Source organism: Hanstruepera neustonica (genome assembly GCF_002895005.1).
Taxonomy (GTDB): domain Bacteria; phylum Bacteroidota; class Bacteroidia; order Flavobacteriales; family Flavobacteriaceae; genus Hanstruepera; species Hanstruepera neustonica.
The window spans coordinates 76,727-92,166 of record NZ_POWF01000001.1 but is presented as its reverse complement, the minus strand read 5'-3'; the positions used below and the strand labels follow the sequence as shown (position 1 = coordinate 92,166).

18 protein-coding genes are annotated in these 15,440 nt (G+C 34.9%); all 18 read right to left on the bottom strand.

The window, feature by feature from the left end; translation table 11 throughout:
- The 18 genes from C1T31_RS00445 to C1T31_RS00360 are packed head-to-tail and all read right to left on the bottom strand — an operon-like array spanning position 1 to position 15,411.
- Positions 1–621 carry a 3-oxoacyl-ACP synthase gene (locus C1T31_RS00445; protein ID WP_103050503.1) on the bottom strand — a complete coding sequence of 207 codons (621 nt, stop codon included), beginning with the start codon at positions 619–621 and terminating at the stop codon, positions 1–3.
- Positions 618–1,685, bottom strand: coding sequence for a class I SAM-dependent methyltransferase (locus C1T31_RS00440; protein ID WP_103050502.1), 1,068 nt, complete (start codon positions 1,683–1,685; stop codon positions 618–620). The genes C1T31_RS00445 and C1T31_RS00440 overlap by 4 nt, the downstream gene beginning before the upstream one ends.
- A 7-nt stretch (positions 1,686–1,692) precedes the next feature.
- Positions 1,693–2,838: a beta-ketoacyl-[acyl-carrier-protein] synthase family protein gene (locus tag C1T31_RS00435; protein ID WP_103050501.1), complete on the bottom strand. Its 1,146-nt coding sequence runs from the start codon at positions 2,836–2,838 to the stop codon at positions 1,693–1,695.
- Positions 2,831–3,283 carry an acyl-CoA thioesterase gene (locus C1T31_RS00430; protein WP_103050500.1) on the bottom strand — a complete coding sequence of 151 codons (453 nt, stop codon included), beginning with the start codon at positions 3,281–3,283 and terminating at the stop codon, positions 2,831–2,833. Before C1T31_RS00430 ends, C1T31_RS00435 begins: the two co-directional genes overlap by 8 nt.
- Entirely contained in the window at positions 3,261–4,526 is a 1,266-nt protein-coding gene (locus C1T31_RS00425; protein WP_103050499.1) for an ABC transporter permease, read from the bottom strand. Before C1T31_RS00425 ends, C1T31_RS00430 begins: the two co-directional genes overlap by 23 nt.
- The gene (locus C1T31_RS00420) at positions 4,519–5,262 is read right to left on the bottom strand and encodes an ABC transporter ATP-binding protein (RefSeq protein ID WP_103050498.1); all 744 of its coding nucleotides are present in this window, start codon (positions 5,260–5,262) and stop codon (positions 4,519–4,521) included. The genes C1T31_RS00425 and C1T31_RS00420 overlap by 8 nt, the downstream gene beginning before the upstream one ends.
- Position 5,263: 1 nt before the next feature.
- On the bottom strand, positions 5,264–6,259 hold the full coding sequence (locus C1T31_RS00415) for a BtrH N-terminal domain-containing protein (RefSeq protein ID WP_103050497.1): 996 nt from the start codon (positions 6,257–6,259) through the stop codon (positions 5,264–5,266).
- On the bottom strand, positions 6,249–6,656 hold the full coding sequence (locus C1T31_RS00410; protein ID WP_103050496.1) for a hypothetical protein: 408 nt from the start codon (positions 6,654–6,656) through the stop codon (positions 6,249–6,251). The genes C1T31_RS00415 and C1T31_RS00410 overlap by 11 nt, the downstream gene beginning before the upstream one ends.
- 5 nt (positions 6,657–6,661) lie before the next feature.
- Positions 6,662–7,114, bottom strand: coding sequence for an ABC transporter permease (locus C1T31_RS00405; protein ID WP_103050495.1), 453 nt, complete (start codon positions 7,112–7,114; stop codon positions 6,662–6,664).
- Positions 7,114–7,545, bottom strand: coding sequence for a hypothetical protein (locus tag C1T31_RS00400; protein ID WP_103050494.1), 432 nt, complete (start codon positions 7,543–7,545; stop codon positions 7,114–7,116). Before C1T31_RS00400 ends, C1T31_RS00405 begins: the two co-directional genes overlap by 1 nt.
- A gap of 1 nt (position 7,546) precedes the next feature.
- On the bottom strand, positions 7,547–8,680 hold the full coding sequence (locus C1T31_RS00395; protein WP_103050493.1) for a beta-ketoacyl-ACP synthase III: 1,134 nt from the start codon (positions 8,678–8,680) through the stop codon (positions 7,547–7,549).
- Positions 8,681–8,692: 12 nt separating this feature from the next.
- On the bottom strand, positions 8,693–9,613 hold the full coding sequence (locus C1T31_RS00390) for a flavodoxin family protein (protein WP_103050492.1): 921 nt from the start codon (positions 9,611–9,613) through the stop codon (positions 8,693–8,695).
- Complete coding sequence (locus C1T31_RS00385; protein WP_103050491.1) at positions 9,614–10,498, bottom strand: LpxL/LpxP family acyltransferase; 885 nt, start codon at positions 10,496–10,498, stop codon at positions 9,614–9,616. It lies immediately after the preceding gene.
- A gap of 18 nt (positions 10,499–10,516) precedes the next feature.
- On the bottom strand, positions 10,517–10,759 hold the full coding sequence (locus tag C1T31_RS00380) for an acyl carrier protein (RefSeq protein WP_103050490.1): 243 nt from the start codon (positions 10,757–10,759) through the stop codon (positions 10,517–10,519).
- Positions 10,760–10,769: 10 nt separating this feature from the next.
- Positions 10,770–11,984 carry a beta-ketoacyl-[acyl-carrier-protein] synthase family protein gene (locus tag C1T31_RS00375; protein ID WP_103050489.1) on the bottom strand — a complete coding sequence of 405 codons (1,215 nt, stop codon included), beginning with the start codon at positions 11,982–11,984 and terminating at the stop codon, positions 10,770–10,772.
- Between the two features lie 11 nt (positions 11,985–11,995).
- The gene (gene fabG / locus C1T31_RS00370; RefSeq protein WP_103050488.1) at positions 11,996–12,727 is read right to left on the bottom strand and encodes a 3-oxoacyl-ACP reductase FabG; all 732 of its coding nucleotides are present in this window, start codon (positions 12,725–12,727) and stop codon (positions 11,996–11,998) included.
- A gap of 17 nt (positions 12,728–12,744) precedes the next feature.
- The gene (locus tag C1T31_RS00365) at positions 12,745–13,872 is read right to left on the bottom strand and encodes a WG repeat-containing protein (protein WP_103050487.1); all 1,128 of its coding nucleotides are present in this window, start codon (positions 13,870–13,872) and stop codon (positions 12,745–12,747) included.
- 18 nt (positions 13,873–13,890) lie between these two features.
- The gene (locus C1T31_RS00360) at positions 13,891–15,411 is read right to left on the bottom strand and encodes an HAL/PAL/TAL family ammonia-lyase (protein ID WP_103050486.1); all 1,521 of its coding nucleotides are present in this window, start codon (positions 15,409–15,411) and stop codon (positions 13,891–13,893) included.
- Positions 15,412–15,440: the final 29 nt, after the last annotated feature.

Here is a 15,440-nt window from a genome sequence, read left to right as displayed (position 1 = left end):
TTATGTATTATATAATGTTATTATGTTTTGTTCAGTATGTTTTATAGTTCCTGTTTTTGAAACTAAATATAAAAAGGCTTCGTAATTATTTTCTCCATCAAATTCCACCCACCCGCACAATACTTCATGGGCTTTGTTACTTGATAACAAACTATTTGAGTACGTTAGTAAATGCGAAGCATTAAAGTTGTCAAAGATAAAAAAACTATTTTCAGAATACAGTTTATATTTGATACTTATCTCACCGATACAAATATTAGGTAGTGTGTAAACAAATACTGCTGGGCTAGGGTAGTAACTTTCTTTATTTTGAATGGATTCTTGATGTTTTCTATCGGTATCTAAACTAGAAGCCCTATTGGAAAAAACAATAGCAATATTATTATCATTTTCCAATTTGAGATTTTCATTTTTCAGTAAAACATCAGCAGCCAAAAAAGCGAGTTTACTCAAGTTATCCATTTTAAAAAATTTGGGATACTTGGTATTTTGATTTTTGTAAGCCGATTTAATAAAATCTATAAATGATTTCGATGCATCATTAAAAAGAACAGAATCATTTAAAGAAACCGTATTATCTTTTATTCTGCAGTAAGATTTTATGTAAAAATCAGTGTTCATGAAACTTTTTTAGTAAATGTGAACAACGTATGATATTCGCCCAATGCTACATCGTCATTGAGTTTTAAACCAGCTTTGTCAGCAATTTCAATAAATTCTTCAGCTTTGTACATTTTTGAGTTGCCATTAGCCAAAGCTGTAAAATATAAGGATGTTGCTTCTAAAATAAATTTAGCACTTTGAAATCGTTGTCTGTCAGTAAAGGTTTCGACGATTATAAGTTCGGCATTGTCATCCATGACTTCTACACAGGTTTGAAGCACCTTTAAAATCTCGTCTTTAGAAAAACAGTCTAAAAATTGACAAAGCCAAAAAGTATCTGCGCCACTAGGAAGTTTAGGGTTTTCGGACAACCAATCTATTTGATGGCCCTTTACGCGGTTTTGAAATCCTTCTTTTTCTACGTTTTTCAACGCCACGTTTAACTGGCCAGGAAGATCAACCATAGTCATATTGACCGTATCATTATGTTTGCAACATTGAATGGTAAATTTTCCAGTGTTGGCACCAATGTCCAAAATGGATTTACGATTCTTTTGAAATATGATTTTTAATGCGTCTCCAAAGATATCATCCGAGTAGTGATGGTCAAATTCGAACCACGATTTTTGTTCTAAAGGGGTCAGCTGCGAAAGGCCTTCATAAATCGTTTTCCAGTTACCAAGTTCTTTTAGACCTTCTGGTTTACCTGTTTTAATAGCCTCGTCTAAATGAAACATGCCTTTATAACAAACTTCATTTGCGAAGTTGATATTGACATTAACAGTCTCATTATAGGCTAAAAAATAACCGATAGTTGTTAACTTAAATCTCTCGGAATCATCTTGTACAACAATATTGGACGATTCAGCAATTTCTAACAACACACCAACACCATACACGCTTAAGCTCAATGTTTCAGCAATGGCTTCCTTTGTAATTCCACCTTTTTTTCTACTTTCGAAGATCAGGTCAAAAACACCAAGTTTTCTTAAAGAAACCACGGTTTGAAATATAAATGGAGCAAAAGCAATTTTGTGCGCTTCCTCTAGAGCATTTATGGCTTTTAGGTTTTGTGTAGACATATTAGTTTCAATAAATTTTTTGAAAAATTACGGCCGTGTTGCAGCCTCCAAAACCAGAGGCTGTTTTTAAAAACGTTTGTAATGTCTTTTCAGTTGTTTGTTTTATAATATTAATAGGTTTTGTTACTCCTAAGGATTCAAAACCCAAAGATTTATATAACGTATTATTTTTCAAGGAATGCATACCAACAATAGTCTCTACTAATCCTGATGCTCCTAAACTATGACCAAAATAGCCTTTTAAACTGTTTAGGGGAACTTGCCCCAATGCCATTCGATTAAAAGCCAAAGCTTCCATCTCGTCATTAAAAAGCGTGGCTGTTCCATGAGCAGAAATAAAGTCAATGTTATTAACTGAAATGGTTGTTTGAGAAAAAGCCGATTGTATACTTCTATAAAGACCTTCACCAGTTCTTGAAGGACCAGAAATATGGTTGGCATCATTGCAAGAACCTTCTCCTATTATTCTTACAGTTTCATCAGGTAAATTTTTGGACTCTTTTGTCACTAGTACACTAGCAGAAACCTCTCCAATATTGATTCCAGTTCTATGAGCATCATAAGGTCTGCAAGGCGCATTACTTAATGCTTGAAAAGAATTAAATCCAGAAAGAATAAATTCGGTAATTACGTCACCACTTGCAATAAACACATGATCGTAAACACCTTGTTCAATATATCTCTTGGCAATAGCAACAGCTAAAATCCCGGAGACGCAAGCATTTGAAACAACAATAGCATCATTCTTAAAATTAAAAAAATCTTTAATTTGTTTTCCTAATTCACTCAAATATGCACGTTCTTCAGGAAACGGATTGTTGTTATCAAGAGCATCAATATTACCTTTGGTTGTTGAAATAATTAGACCAACACGATTATTTAAATCTACGTTTGAAGAAGCGATGACCTTGCTTAATGATGTTATCATCATCTTCTCCAAACGGGTATATGTTTTTTGAGGATTTAAATGGTTGAATTCTTGATTTAGTTTTTCTGTTGGAATTAATGACGTATAAAAAGGTTCGGGTAATATACTTTGGTCATCAATATATTGAAGTCCAGAAACCTCGTTGTGAATATTTTTCACAACAGATTCACTAGTAAAGCCTAATGATGATAGAGTATTATTATGTGAAACGTAGATATCAGTCATCTAGCAAGCCAACACGTTTTTTCCAATCCATAAAAAATTCAGGAGCAGTAAGCGCCAAATCACCTTCACCAATATTATCGACAAAAACCTGAACGGTTTCGCCAGTGCAAACCAGTTCCTCATTTTGATTGTATATTTCATATCGAAACACCATTTTTGCCGCAGGGCTGTCAACGTAAATTGTTTTTATGGTAGCTACATCACCATAGCGTAGCGGTAACTTATGGTCTGTACTTGATTTTACAATAGGGGTAGCAAAGCCAAATTCTTTTTGATCCAAATAGGATATGCCATGCTGTCTTCCAAAGGCTTCTCTACCATCTTCAAAATACTGAATATAATTTCCATGCCAAACAATACCCAAAGGATCTGTTTCTACAAAGCGCACGCGAACCTGGCTAGTATGTGATATTTCTTTATGTTTAGACAGCGTTCTTTTTTTCATTATAAGCAATAGCAATTAAAATAGTTACCAGAAAAAATGCGAGTAGCAGTAACAACTCGGGAAGGATGTCCAGTAACGAACCGTTCCGTAAAAATACATCGTAAAATGCATTTAGACCCCAATTCATGGGAGAAATATTTGATAAAATCTGCATGAACTTTGGCATAATAAATACAGGAACCCAAACCCCACCTATTGCAGCAAGAATAACCACAAAAGTAGCACCAAAGGGAGCCGATTGTTCTTGTGTTTTTGCAATGGTTCCCAATAATAAACCTAGGCCAATTGCAGCCAAACCAGCAAAAGTTGCAACAATAAACAGTAATGGTAATCTCCCGGAAATATCCAATGTTGGTAATCCAATTGCTGGGAATAAATAGATTCCAACAAGCAACATTAAAACAAATTGAATCAGGCAAACAATGAGGTAAACAATTGTTTTTCCGCCAAGTACAGTTGCATATGAAACAGGATTCGTTCGCAACCTTACAAAAGTCCCTTGGCTTTTTTCCTTAACAATGTTTATGGATAGCGGTACGATAATAAAGAAGATGGCGAACAATGTCCAAGCTGGCACATTGTGTTGTACAGAATTTGGAATAATGTCCTTATCGCCGTCTTGGGGTAAAATTTCTGTAAAGGTGATGAAATTATCAGTTTCAAAAATAACCTCTGATGGGTCGTCGGAGATTTGTTCTTGAAAAGCCTTATAGATGGTCTGCGTTTCAATTTTCGAAATCATTTTATCAATACCATTTTTCACAGAAGATTTAAACGATACCTGTGTGGCTGGGTCAAAGTAAAGCTTGACTTCTTTGTTTGGAATCTCAAGAGGTTCTATTTCCGTTTCTTCCTCCAGTCCAAATTTGGAAATGATTCCATCAACGTTTTGATTGACTTTTTTATCTAAATCGGAAGATAAGTCTTTGGGAATGATAATGGCCATTTGGTATTTACCTGAAAACACCAATTCCTTCGCTTCATTTTCATTGGATTTTAGAATGACCTCAAATGCATTTGATTCTGAAAGACCATTTTTAATGGTTTCTGAAACACTTCCGTTATCATTGTTTACTAATAGAATAGGAATTTTAACATCAGATACTGTTTTGAATGTGCTGTCTTGAATAAGCGTTATGGTTATAATTAGAACCAAGGGCATAATAAATAGAATAGCAATTCCACCAATGTCTCTGGTAAGCAACAGAAATTCCTTGTATGTCGAGGCCCAGAGTTTATGCATGGTCTCGTAAAGCTTTACCGGTTAATCTTAAAAACACATCTTCTAAATTATGTGTGCCATGGTGTTCATTAATAAGTTCGGCTGGTTTACCTTTCGTAATGATTTTACCGTGGTCTATTATGGCAACTCGTGTACAAAAAGATTCTGCCTCATTTAAGTGATGTGACGTATAGATTATGGTGGTTCCTTTTTTGTTCAAATCTTGAAGGAATCCAATAATAACATTTTTTGATTGAACGTCAACACCAACGGTTGGCTCATCTAAAAATAAAACTTTAGGATCATGTAAAATACTGGCTATTAAATTGACACGCCGTTTCATACCACCAGAAAAGGTATCTATGGGCTTGTTGGCAAAGGGCAATAGACCCAAGTGTTCCAAGGCTGCATTAATTTTATTATCCAGGCTTTTGCCTTTAAGTCCATACATACTGCCAAAGTATTTCAAATTTTCAAAGGCCGTTAAAGTTGGATAAAGTGCATATTCTTGGGGAACAATACCTATAAGCTGTTTAAGTTGGTTCTTATGTTTTTGATAGGTAAGGCCATTTATAGAAAAGCTACCGGATGTAGGTTTAATTAGAGAACAAAGAATAGAAATGAGCGTGGTTTTACCCGCACCGTTAGGACCCAAAAGGCCAAAAATTTCCTTCTCTTGAATGAACAAATCTAAATTACTAACCGAGAAATTATCAGAGCCTTTATATTTTTTAGAAATCTGTTCAATTTGAATCATCTTATATGGCTTTCTTCAATTTTTTAAAGAAAATCTCTTCTTTATCAGCAATAATATCCAATTGGTCTGCTACATCATTGTATCCATCGGTTTTTGCCGCTCTATTTTTATAAATTCTTGAAGCATCAACCGCAAAATCACGCCATAAATCTCCAATTTGAGTCATTTCTTTCGAAAGTTCCGCTAGTTTATCGTTGTTTAAAATTTTACTGGACTCTTGTAAAAACGCCGCAAAAATATATCGAAAGCCTCCGCCACCGGTTCCAATTTCCTCCTGCATTCTCACTATTTGACCTAAATAATGATTGGCTACTTTAACCCCTTTCTTTTTTGGCCATTTGCGAATGAGTTTAGCAATGGTGCGAATACCCTTTACACCAACAATGGGCATTGGAGCCAGCATTTCTCTACACGTTTGTTTGATCCCTTTTTTTATAGCCGATTCCAATTCCAATTCTTTTGGAAAATCGGTTGGGTAATATATGTGTCCTTTTGGTGCAAATGCGCCTTTGGCAAAACGCACTTTTTCTAGTTGTTTGTCGGTTAGGGTTGTGACACCTTCCATCACAGGATCACTGATTAAATAAGTGTCATCTTGTTTACCATATACCACTAAATTGTGGGCATTAAAATGAAAACGATATTCATCTGGGAAGTATGCCAGATTGTACACACCTACTTGAAGTCCAACAGGGTTATTTTTGTTTAAATTTTCATCTAGTCGGGTTTTGGCTTTTTTAGGGTCCTTAAATTTTTCACGCTTAATTTTAATTCCAACACGCTTAGCAAAACGTTTGAAAATAAAACCTGGCATGGCACGATAGGTGATAGCCGGAGCATGGTTGACCATTAATAGCGGGATGTAGCAAAACAACAGACCTGAACCTATACCAAAAACCATAGGTTCACTGATATTGAAACCATTGTGCTTCATTAAATTTGAAACCACACCATTTTCGCAATGAGCTGACTGATGATGTGTAAATTTAATTTCCATGCTCTAATTTTTTAAGTTGTTCCACGCTAACCTCAAATATATCAGCGTATTTTTGAAGTATCTTATTAGATAGTTTTTTAAATACAGAAGGCTTAAAATGTCTTTTTACACGCCATTTCCAAATACCAACATAGCTTGCTAAAATATTGATATCCATTTTGTGCAGTTCCATATAGTATTCGATAGGACTAGTCTGATTGTTTTGGACGCGATTTTTTGCATCAGCAACACGAGCATTAATTTCTTCAATGGCATTGTCCAAAGCAATGGTTTTCGGATCCCAACCGGTACTATTTACAGTAGTGTATTCACCATTTTCATCAACGGCATAACAAAGTTCTTTGAAATTCGCAGATTCTAAGTTACTTTTATCTTGAGGGACTTCATTTTTCTTCATAAAAATTAATGTATTTCACGAATAAATAAATTCATTTCACAAGATAATAATTCTTCTTGGTTTTGAGATATTGAACACGTTATGGAACACATAACATATTGGTCTGTTGCTAATTTGGAATTAATTTTGGCATAGGTTTCAATGGTAGTTCCTACTTTAGGGCATCTACTTATTTGAAGCGTCTTTATAGCACTAATAAAACCTATTAATTTAGTGCGCTCTCCTAGAACATCATCATCTTGAAAATAACCTTTACCTACTATAGAGGAACAGGTTTGTGCAGCATTTTCAGTCATCCCGGCTTCATTGAAAACCCCATTATCAATAAAGATACAATCATCTTTAATGGTGAAAGATGTGGAAACATGCTTGTCATCAATTGACAATACATTATCGACCATTAAAAACGGTTTACGATGTGGTAAAAAATTAGTGATATCGATGTCTTGGTAATTCATTAGCCTGCAATTACAGTCTTCATTTCACCCGAAGCAATTTCTTGACCTTCAGCATTAAAAACAGACACTGAAACCATCGTGACTCCCATGAATTCATGTAAAATAGTCGCTTCAGTTCGAATTACCTCATTGATACTTGGAAGTTTATGAATCGTTACAGATTTTATGGATCCAATATAACCTGTTGGTGCTTGTTCGCCTTTTAAAAAATAGTCATAACCTGTATGTAATGCAACAGTTTGCGCCATATTTTCCACTAGTCCAGGTTCACCAAGATGATTGTTTTCAACAAAGAGATTACTTGGAATTATTTTAAATGCTGAAACTACTTTTTCATTGGTAAAATCCTGAAGGGAATCTACCATAACAAAAGGAACTTTTTGAGGAATTAAATTTGAAATATCAAGAATTGGAAAATTGTTGGCTTTCATTTTAACACACAGTTACAAGTGCTATGGAATAGGCAAAACGAGCACTTTCAGGAACAGATAACAATATTTTATCTCCTTTTTTTAACTTACCTGAATGAGCCAATTCTTCAAGCATGATGTAAATAGATCCAGCACCCACATTACCAACTTTACTTAAATTCATAAACCAATTGTCCCAAGGAATTTCAACACCTTGCTCGGTCATTTCCTTATAGAGTTTGTCCTTAAAGAAGTTGGAAGAAATATGTGGTAAATAATAGTCAATATCGGTAGGCTTTAAATTGTGTTTTGTTAATGCCTTTTTTAGACTATCAACACCCTTTACCAATATGTGTTCACCAAGCAGTTTGACATCTTGTTTCATGGCAAACAGCGATTTTTTACTCCATTGGTCAGAAGGGTATTCACTCCAAGGTTTTAAGAAACCATCATCCAATTTATCAGCACCTGCATACATACAAGCATCTATTTCATAAGCATAAGAATAACCCTCCATCCATTCAATCTTGAGAGGTTGTTCGCCCTTTGGTTTATTTTCTAATAGAAAAGCTCCCGCACCATCTGAAAGCATCCATCTTAAAAAATCTTTATTGAAAGCAAGTATAGGATTTTCTTCAAGTGTTTCTAAATATTTCAACTCCTCTTCAAACGTATCAGACTTCATCCAAGTAGAGGTACGTTCCGATCCTGTTGCGACAGCATTTTGAGTTTGTCCTGATTTTACCGATAGATAACCAAACTTTAGAGCATTCATTCCTGAACAACAAGCGCCTGAAGCTGAATTTATTTCAATATTACCATTTTTTAAAAAACCATGAACCATGGCTGCATGGGAAGGTAAAATTTGATCTGGACTAGAAGTGCCACATGATAATAGTTCAATATCTTCGGCTTTGAAATTGTCATCACATAAACCCATTACGGCTTCCTTTGTCAGTTGGGCATTGTTATGAGTGATGTTTCCATTGTCATCAATAGCATAATATCGCGTTTTAATTTGGTTGTTACGTAACACAATACGACGACCTTTGGAGGTCTTACCGTTAATAGTGCCAAGCTTATCTTCCATCTCATCATTACTGATTGGGCGATTAGGTAAAAACTTCGATATTTTGGTTATGTAAACTTCGTTCATTTTCAGTGCCTTCTATTTTAATGCAACAGATGCGTAATATACTTTATCTCTTTTAATTTTACCATACAAAGGTAAATAAGTCAACAAAAATAAGATAAAAACTATAGGTGCAATAAACCAAATGACAAATAATAGGTAATAATTAAAGATTTTAACCCAAAACTGCCTTTTTGGTGTATTTTTATCGCCTTTGGCATGTATAAAGTTAGCCCATTTTGAGAATATCACATTGGCACGTTTGTCAACAGTAATTAAAAAAGGCTTTATTTTCACTGCATTTTCTGTTAAAAGTTCTTTTTGAAGGTTTTGAAAATCATTTTTTTGTAAATGCTTGGAAATAATTGGGCCAAATTTCACCGACTCATCAATGTCTTTTTGAGAAACACCAGGTTTAGGAAAAATACCTAAAAAACGTTCCTTCTTTCCTGAAAACATCCATTGTGCGATGGTGATGACACTAATGTGATTAATATGCCTATCAGCCAAAACAATATTTCCTACCAAGTTTGCATTTAAAGACTTGAGTTTTTTCTTCATCTTTTCCTGCGCCATAATCCACATATTTCTACAACCTATTACTGTGATAACAGGCTTATTATTAAAAAGCTGTTTGGCTTGTTCCGTATGTAAAAAGGATGTTGTTGGCAATGAAGGGGTTAAATACCAAATGCTATAACCCAAGATGATTAAATCGTAGTTTTTATTTAAAACGTGGTCAGGGATATTTTCAACTTCTTGAGGAATTTGTTTAAAGGTATCTGGAAAAGCACCATAGAACTCTTTCTTTTTCCAAGGAAATGGGAAAGGTTCTTTCATTTTAATGGTTACATGAGTAACATCGGTATTATTGTTTTTAATAGGATTTGTAATGTTATTTACGATTTCCGTAAGTTGTCCTGATTGCGAATAATGTATAACTAAAACCGATTTCATTTATTTGTTTTTAGAATTCCAAAAGTCGAAATAATTAAACCACTGAAGTGGGTATTTTTTCAACATCCAAGATACGCTTTCTGTATATTCTTCAAGCAATTTTTTGGCATCCCGTTTTTTTGCCTTGGCTTTTCTGGCATAAAGGTGGTAATGGCTTGTTGTTTCCTTCATAACATAAACAAATAGCACAGGAACATTTAATCGTGAGGCCAATAGAAATGGACCTGCAGGAAAACGAGCTTCTTCCCCTAAAAGGTTTTGCGATAAATACTTCGAGCCTTTCACATAACGATCACCAGTGATACAAACAATTTCGTTTCTTGCCAAAGCGGCATTAATTTCAAAAATGTGCGATAAATCTTCTTTTATGATTATCAGATTAATACTAGACTCACTGGTAACGCTCTCGATGTAATCTTTAATTGCCGTATGTTCAACATCAGTTGTGAGTAGACTAATAGAAGTTTTTTCTTCCAATTCCCCAAAAAAGAATTCGGCTATTTCAAAGTTCCCGACATGCGCACTAATGAGCACACCACCTTTTTTTTGCCTGATGGTTTCCCGTATCAAATCTATACCATCAAACTCATACGTAAATTTGTCTCGTAGACCGGAGGAAATGGCAACTTTGTCAATAATAGTCTGACCAAAAACATAGTAGCTTTTGTAGATGCTTATAAGGCTTCGTAATTTTGAATATTTCAATCGATGCCTGAAGTAATAATAAATAGCTTTAGAACTATCCATTGCAAAAAGGCAAAAATAGGCCGCTACAAAATAAAGAATGAAATATGCTGCTCGAAGTCCGAGGTTCTTCATGAAAAATACAAATATCTTGTATCCTAGAACTGTACCTCTAGATTTTCCTTGCCATTCAGCAGCCATAAATATATGTGCGTAATTTTAGCTTAATTTATTCTCAATAAGATCGTAGAAGTCCTGAAGTGTCTTGACATTTACAAAATCTTCACCCACTAGTTTTACACCGAAATTAGATTCTACGGCCACAACAAGATCCACAAAGTCCAAACTGTCAAGTTCAAGCGTATCTTTTAAGTTAGCTTCAGGTGCAATATCATCTTGCTCAACTTCAAATTCATCAATAAGAAAGTCGTTTATCTTTTCAATAATAACTTCTTTTACCATCACCTCTCTATTATTTTTTAATTATTAATGCAGAATTGGTTCCCCCAAATCCAAAAGAATTTGACAAAAATACATCAAATTTTTTATCTAGCGTTTTGCTGACTAAATTTAATTTTGAAGCTGCTTCATCTGGTTGTTTAAGATTAATGTTTGGTGCAATAAAGTCATGATGCATCATAAGCATGGAGTAAATAACTTCACTGGCACCAGCCATCCAACATTCATGACCAGTCATGGATTTCGTTGAACTAACGTAAGGGCCATTTTCGCCAAATACATTTACGATGGCACGAGCTTCGTTGGCATCGCCAACAGGTGTTGATGTAGCATGCGCATTGACATAGAATATATCCGAAGGATTAATGTTGGCTTGCTTAATGGCTTTTAACATAGCTCGCGAAGGGCCTTCAACATTAGGTGTAGATATATGATCACCATTTGATGAAAATCCATATCCAATAATTTCACCTAAAATTGGTGCGCCTCTTTTTACTGCTGAATCATAAGACTCCAAAATTAACGTAGCTGCGCCACCACTTGGCACTAAACCATCTCGAGATGAATCAAATGGTCTTGAGGCTTGTTCTGGATTTTCTGTGTTAAGAGAGAATACTCCCAAACCATCAAAACTACCCATAGCCAATTTATTGATTTCTTGAGCACCACCGCAAATCACACAATCTTGAAGTCCACTTTTAATTAGTTGATAAGCCATTCCAATAGAATGTGAACCACTGGCACAGGCAGCGCTAATTGTGAAATTTATGCCTGTAAGTCTAAAAATAGTCGACAAATTCATGGTTACTGATGAATTCATCCCTTTAAAAATAGCACCAGAACCCACTAAAGTGGTGTCCTTTTTTTCTCTTATAGTGTCTATGGACTCTATAACAGATTGCGCAGTACTATCATTCCCATATAAAATACCAACTTCATTTGCATCAATATAATCCTGATCAATTTTAGCATTTTTTAATGCTTCAATAGTAGCCACATAGGCATACTCTCCTTCTTCACCAAGGCTAACGCGTTGCCTTCTTGATAAATCACTCTTCAAGTTAGGTCTTTCAACCATACCCGTTAATGGCGATCGGTAACCAAATGGTATCCGTTCTTCGTCAATTTTTATTCCAGATTTTCCTTCATACAATGAGTTTTTTACTTCCTCAAGGTTTTTACCTATGCAAGAGTAAATTCCCATTCCGGTAATAACAACACGATTCATTTATAAATTAATTATGAGTAAATCCCTCCATTAATATTAATAACTTCTCCCGTAATATAAGACGCTTTTTCAGATGCCAAAAACGATACAGCATGGGCAACTTCTTCAGGCTCGCCAAACCGATTGATAGGAATTAAGTTTTTTAATTCGGCTTCATCTAAATCAGAAGTCATATCAGATTTTATAAATCCAGGTGCAATAGCATTTACAGTAATTTTTCGTTTGGCCACCTCTTGGGCTAATGCTTTGGTTGCTGCTACCAAGGCTCCTTTGGCAGCGGAATAATTGGTTTGCCCTGCAGTGCCCTTGACTCCTGAAACGGAAGCTACATTAATGATTCGGCCGTAACGGTTGCGTAGCAATTTTTGAATGAGGTTATTGGTTACGTTGTAAAAACCGTTTAAAGATGTGTTAATCACATTGTCCCAATCTTCTTTAGGCATCCACATAAACAAGCCGTCTTTGGTGATTCCAGCGTTGTTTACGATAACTTCTACTGTAGCCTCTTTATTATTTTCCTGCCAATTATTCAAAGCATTATTAACCGATTCGGAGTCTGATACGTTGAACTGTATGACTTCTCCTGTATTGCCTTCGGCCTCGACACTTTTCAAGGTTTCTAAAGCAGCTTCTTTATTACTATTGTAATTTATTAAAATATGATAGTCTGAATCTTTTGCTAATTGAATGCATATAGCTTTGCCAATACCTCTTGACCCACCAGTTACTAGGGCACACTTCATACGTTTGTTTTTATTTTTTATTTAAATAGTTCTAAATTTTCAAAGGTCATGTTATTGAGAACCTCACCTTTGGTATTTATATAAACCCACGTTTTTCCGTCTTTAACTCGAGCCAATCCATCAAAAAAGCCTTTAGGATTGTTTTTTTGAAATATTGAAAAACCTCCAGCAGTAATATCGTATTTGTCTTCTATAACCATTTCGCCTTTAGTATTAATGAAGCCCCAGAGTTTATCAACTTTTACAGGTGCTAATCCATCTTCACTAAAAATTTCAGCATCTCTATATTTCAGCGGAATGATAACCTCACCAGATGTGTTGATATAACCCCAATTTTTGTCAGAAGAAACTGGAGCTAATCCATTAACAAACCCACGAACTTTGTCGTAAGTTGGCTGTACAATCCAATTACCTTTATTGTCGATAAAACCTATTTTATCATTCATTTTAGCATAAGTATTCTCACCGTTTACAGAGAAGTCCCATATTTTTTGAGCACCAGAAACTTCCTTGAATTCTCCATTAATAATTAAACCGTAAGTCTCGCCTTTGTTGGCAACAATTTGACCATTGTAAACATTGCTGATACCATCATATTCTGTTTTAACATGGTAGTTTCCAGAAGTGTCAATTAGTCCCCATTTATCGTTTTCACGAACTTTAGCGTATCCGTTTTCAAAATTGAAAGCTTTTTGGAATTTTGGCTCAACAACTATTTTACCTTCAGTATTCATAAAACCTACATAATCTCCTTCACGCACAATAGCAAAACCTTCATTAAAATCGTAGATTTTATCTGATGAAATATTTGTAAGCACTTGCTCGCCTTTAGCATTGATATAGATCCAATTTTTATCTTTAAGAACAACAGCTATGCCAGAGTTGAATTCTTTAGTTTTGTCAAATGAAGGTTCAATAACCCATTCGCCTTTACGGTTTATAAAACCCCATTGCTTTTTGTCGTTCATCGCTTCGGCATAATCGCCAGAAAAGTCTTTTGCAACTTTATATTTTGGTTGAATGTGCCATTCCCCTGTTTTTGTGATGTAACCAAATTTACCATCTTGTTTAGCCAAAGCCAATTCTTGGGCAAAACTTGTTAAAACCGATATTAGAAATATTAATAACAGACAATTTTTTCTCATGATTAATAGCGTTTTATATTAATGATTCATTATATACTCTTTGACCTTGTTAACATAAGGATACATAATAACGTCATTAGTAAATATAGGGACTAAATTTCGGATTTCATCATACATGACTTTAGTTTTTGATGAAACTTGCCCTTGAACTTTTAAATACTCAATAGCCTGAATAATAGTTATTAATTCAATAGCCAAAACTTCATGGGCGTTTTCAATAACCTTTTTGGTCATTAAAGCAGCATTGGTACCCATACTAACAATGTCTTGATTATCATTGTTATTTGGAATACTATGAACGTACATGGGGTTGGAAAGCGTTTGGTTTTCAGCTGTTGTAGAAGTGGCCGTAAATTGAACTCCCTGCATACCAAAATTCAATCCTAATTTTCCTAGGTTGACAAATGGAGGAAGCATGTCATTCAAACGCGCATTCAGTAAATAGTTCAATTGACGTTCAGAAAGCATACTTAATTTAGTGACCACGGTTTTCAATTTATCCATTTCAAGCGATACATAATCACCATGGAAATTTCCACCATGATAAACATGTTTTTTGTCTACATCAACAATAGGATTGTCGTTAGCCGAGTTAACTTCTTCTATTAAAATAGTTTCAACGGAATTAAGGGTGTCTAAAACAGGCCCTAAAATTTGTGGTACACAACGCAGTGAATAATATTCCTGTACCTTTTCTTTAAAAACCGAAACATCTTCATTCTTGCTGTACAAATGATGCTCACGTTTTCTTGTTAGACCACTGTCTTTGAGGTGTTCACGCATGGATTCAGCAATTTTTCGCTGACCAATATGTTTTTTAGATTGATTTAATTCAAAAGACAAATGGTCATCGTAAGCCTTGACAATTTCATTAATGGCTGCGGAGCAGGAAGTCATCCAATTCAATAAACTTCGGGTTTTAATGGTATTTACAATACCAATACCTGTCATGACCGATGTACCATTCATTAGAGCCAGTCCCTCACGTAATTCAACTGAAATTGGATTTAGGTTTTCTTTTTCAAAAACTGTTTTGGTAGCCAAGCGCTCTCCTTTGTAGAACACTTCACCTTCACCAATAAGTACCAATGCTAGATGTGCCAATTGAACCAAATCACCACTAGCACCAACACCTCCATGTTCATAGATAAGCGGTGTAATGTCTCTATTAATGAGTTCTGCCATTAATTCAATAACAGAAATATGAACACCTGAATGTCCTAAAGACAACGTGTTCAATCTAGCTAGCATAGCAGCTTTTACATATATTGGTGCAATGGGCTGACCAGTTCCTGAAGCGTGACTTCTAATTAAATTATATTGTAATTGAATCCGTTCAGAATCTTTTATCTTGTATTGAGCCATTGGACCAAACCCAGTGTTTACTCCATAAATGACTTTGTTTTCAGAAAATTCCTTAAGAAAGTTAAAACTTTTTTCAACGCGTTCTTTTACGTCATCTTCAATTTGAATAGGCTGATTTTCAAAAATGACTTTATAAAAATCATCGATTCCTAATTTGCCCTTAAATTTTAACATGTATGCTTTTAGTATTATATTTGAACAAC

Bases quoted from the DNA above. Each gene is read 5' to 3' on its own strand.
- C1T31_RS00360 (WP_103050486.1), bottom strand. From the start codon at position 15,411: ATGTTAAAATTTAAGGGCAAATTAGGAATCGATGATTTTTATAAAGTC.
- C1T31_RS00400 (WP_103050494.1), bottom strand. From the start codon at position 7,545: ATGAAAGCCAACAATTTTCCAATTCTTGATATTTCAAATTTAATTCCT.
- C1T31_RS00430 (WP_103050500.1), bottom strand. From the start codon at position 3,283: ATGAAAAAAAGAACGCTGTCTAAACATAAAGAAATATCACATACTAGC.
- C1T31_RS00415 (WP_103050497.1), bottom strand. From the start codon at position 6,259: ATGGAAATTAAATTTACACATCATCAGTCAGCTCATTGCGAAAATGGT.
- C1T31_RS00375 (WP_103050489.1), bottom strand. From the start codon at position 11,984: ATGAATCGTGTTGTTATTACCGGAATGGGAATTTACTCTTGCATAGGT.
- C1T31_RS00390 (WP_103050492.1), bottom strand. From the start codon at position 9,613: ATGAAATCGGTTTTAGTTATACATTATTCGCAATCAGGACAACTTACG.
- C1T31_RS00395 (WP_103050493.1), bottom strand. From the start codon at position 8,680: ATGAACGAAGTTTACATAACCAAAATATCGAAGTTTTTACCTAATCGC.
- C1T31_RS00365 (WP_103050487.1), bottom strand. From the start codon at position 13,872: ATGAGAAAAAATTGTCTGTTATTAATATTTCTAATATCGGTTTTAACA.
- C1T31_RS00445 (WP_103050503.1), bottom strand. From the start codon at position 621: ATGAACACTGATTTTTACATAAAATCTTACTGCAGAATAAAAGATAAT.
- fabG (WP_103050488.1), bottom strand. From the start codon at position 12,727: ATGAAGTGTGCCCTAGTAACTGGTGGGTCAAGAGGTATTGGCAAAGCT.
- C1T31_RS00410 (WP_103050496.1), bottom strand. From the start codon at position 6,656: ATGAAGAAAAATGAAGTCCCTCAAGATAAAAGTAACTTAGAATCTGCG.
- C1T31_RS00440 (WP_103050502.1), bottom strand. From the start codon at position 1,685: ATGTCTACACAAAACCTAAAAGCCATAAATGCTCTAGAGGAAGCGCAC.
- C1T31_RS00420 (WP_103050498.1), bottom strand. From the start codon at position 5,262: ATGATTCAAATTGAACAGATTTCTAAAAAATATAAAGGCTCTGATAAT.
- C1T31_RS00380 (WP_103050490.1), bottom strand. From the start codon at position 10,759: ATGGTAAAAGAAGTTATTATTGAAAAGATAAACGACTTTCTTATTGAT.
- C1T31_RS00405 (WP_103050495.1), bottom strand. From the start codon at position 7,114: ATGAATTACCAAGACATCGATATCACTAATTTTTTACCACATCGTAAA.
- C1T31_RS00385 (WP_103050491.1), bottom strand. From the start codon at position 10,498: ATGGCTGCTGAATGGCAAGGAAAATCTAGAGGTACAGTTCTAGGATAC.
- C1T31_RS00425 (WP_103050499.1), bottom strand. From the start codon at position 4,526: ATGCATAAACTCTGGGCCTCGACATACAAGGAATTTCTGTTGCTTACC.
- C1T31_RS00435 (WP_103050501.1), bottom strand. From the start codon at position 2,838: ATGACTGATATCTACGTTTCACATAATAATACTCTATCATCATTAGGC.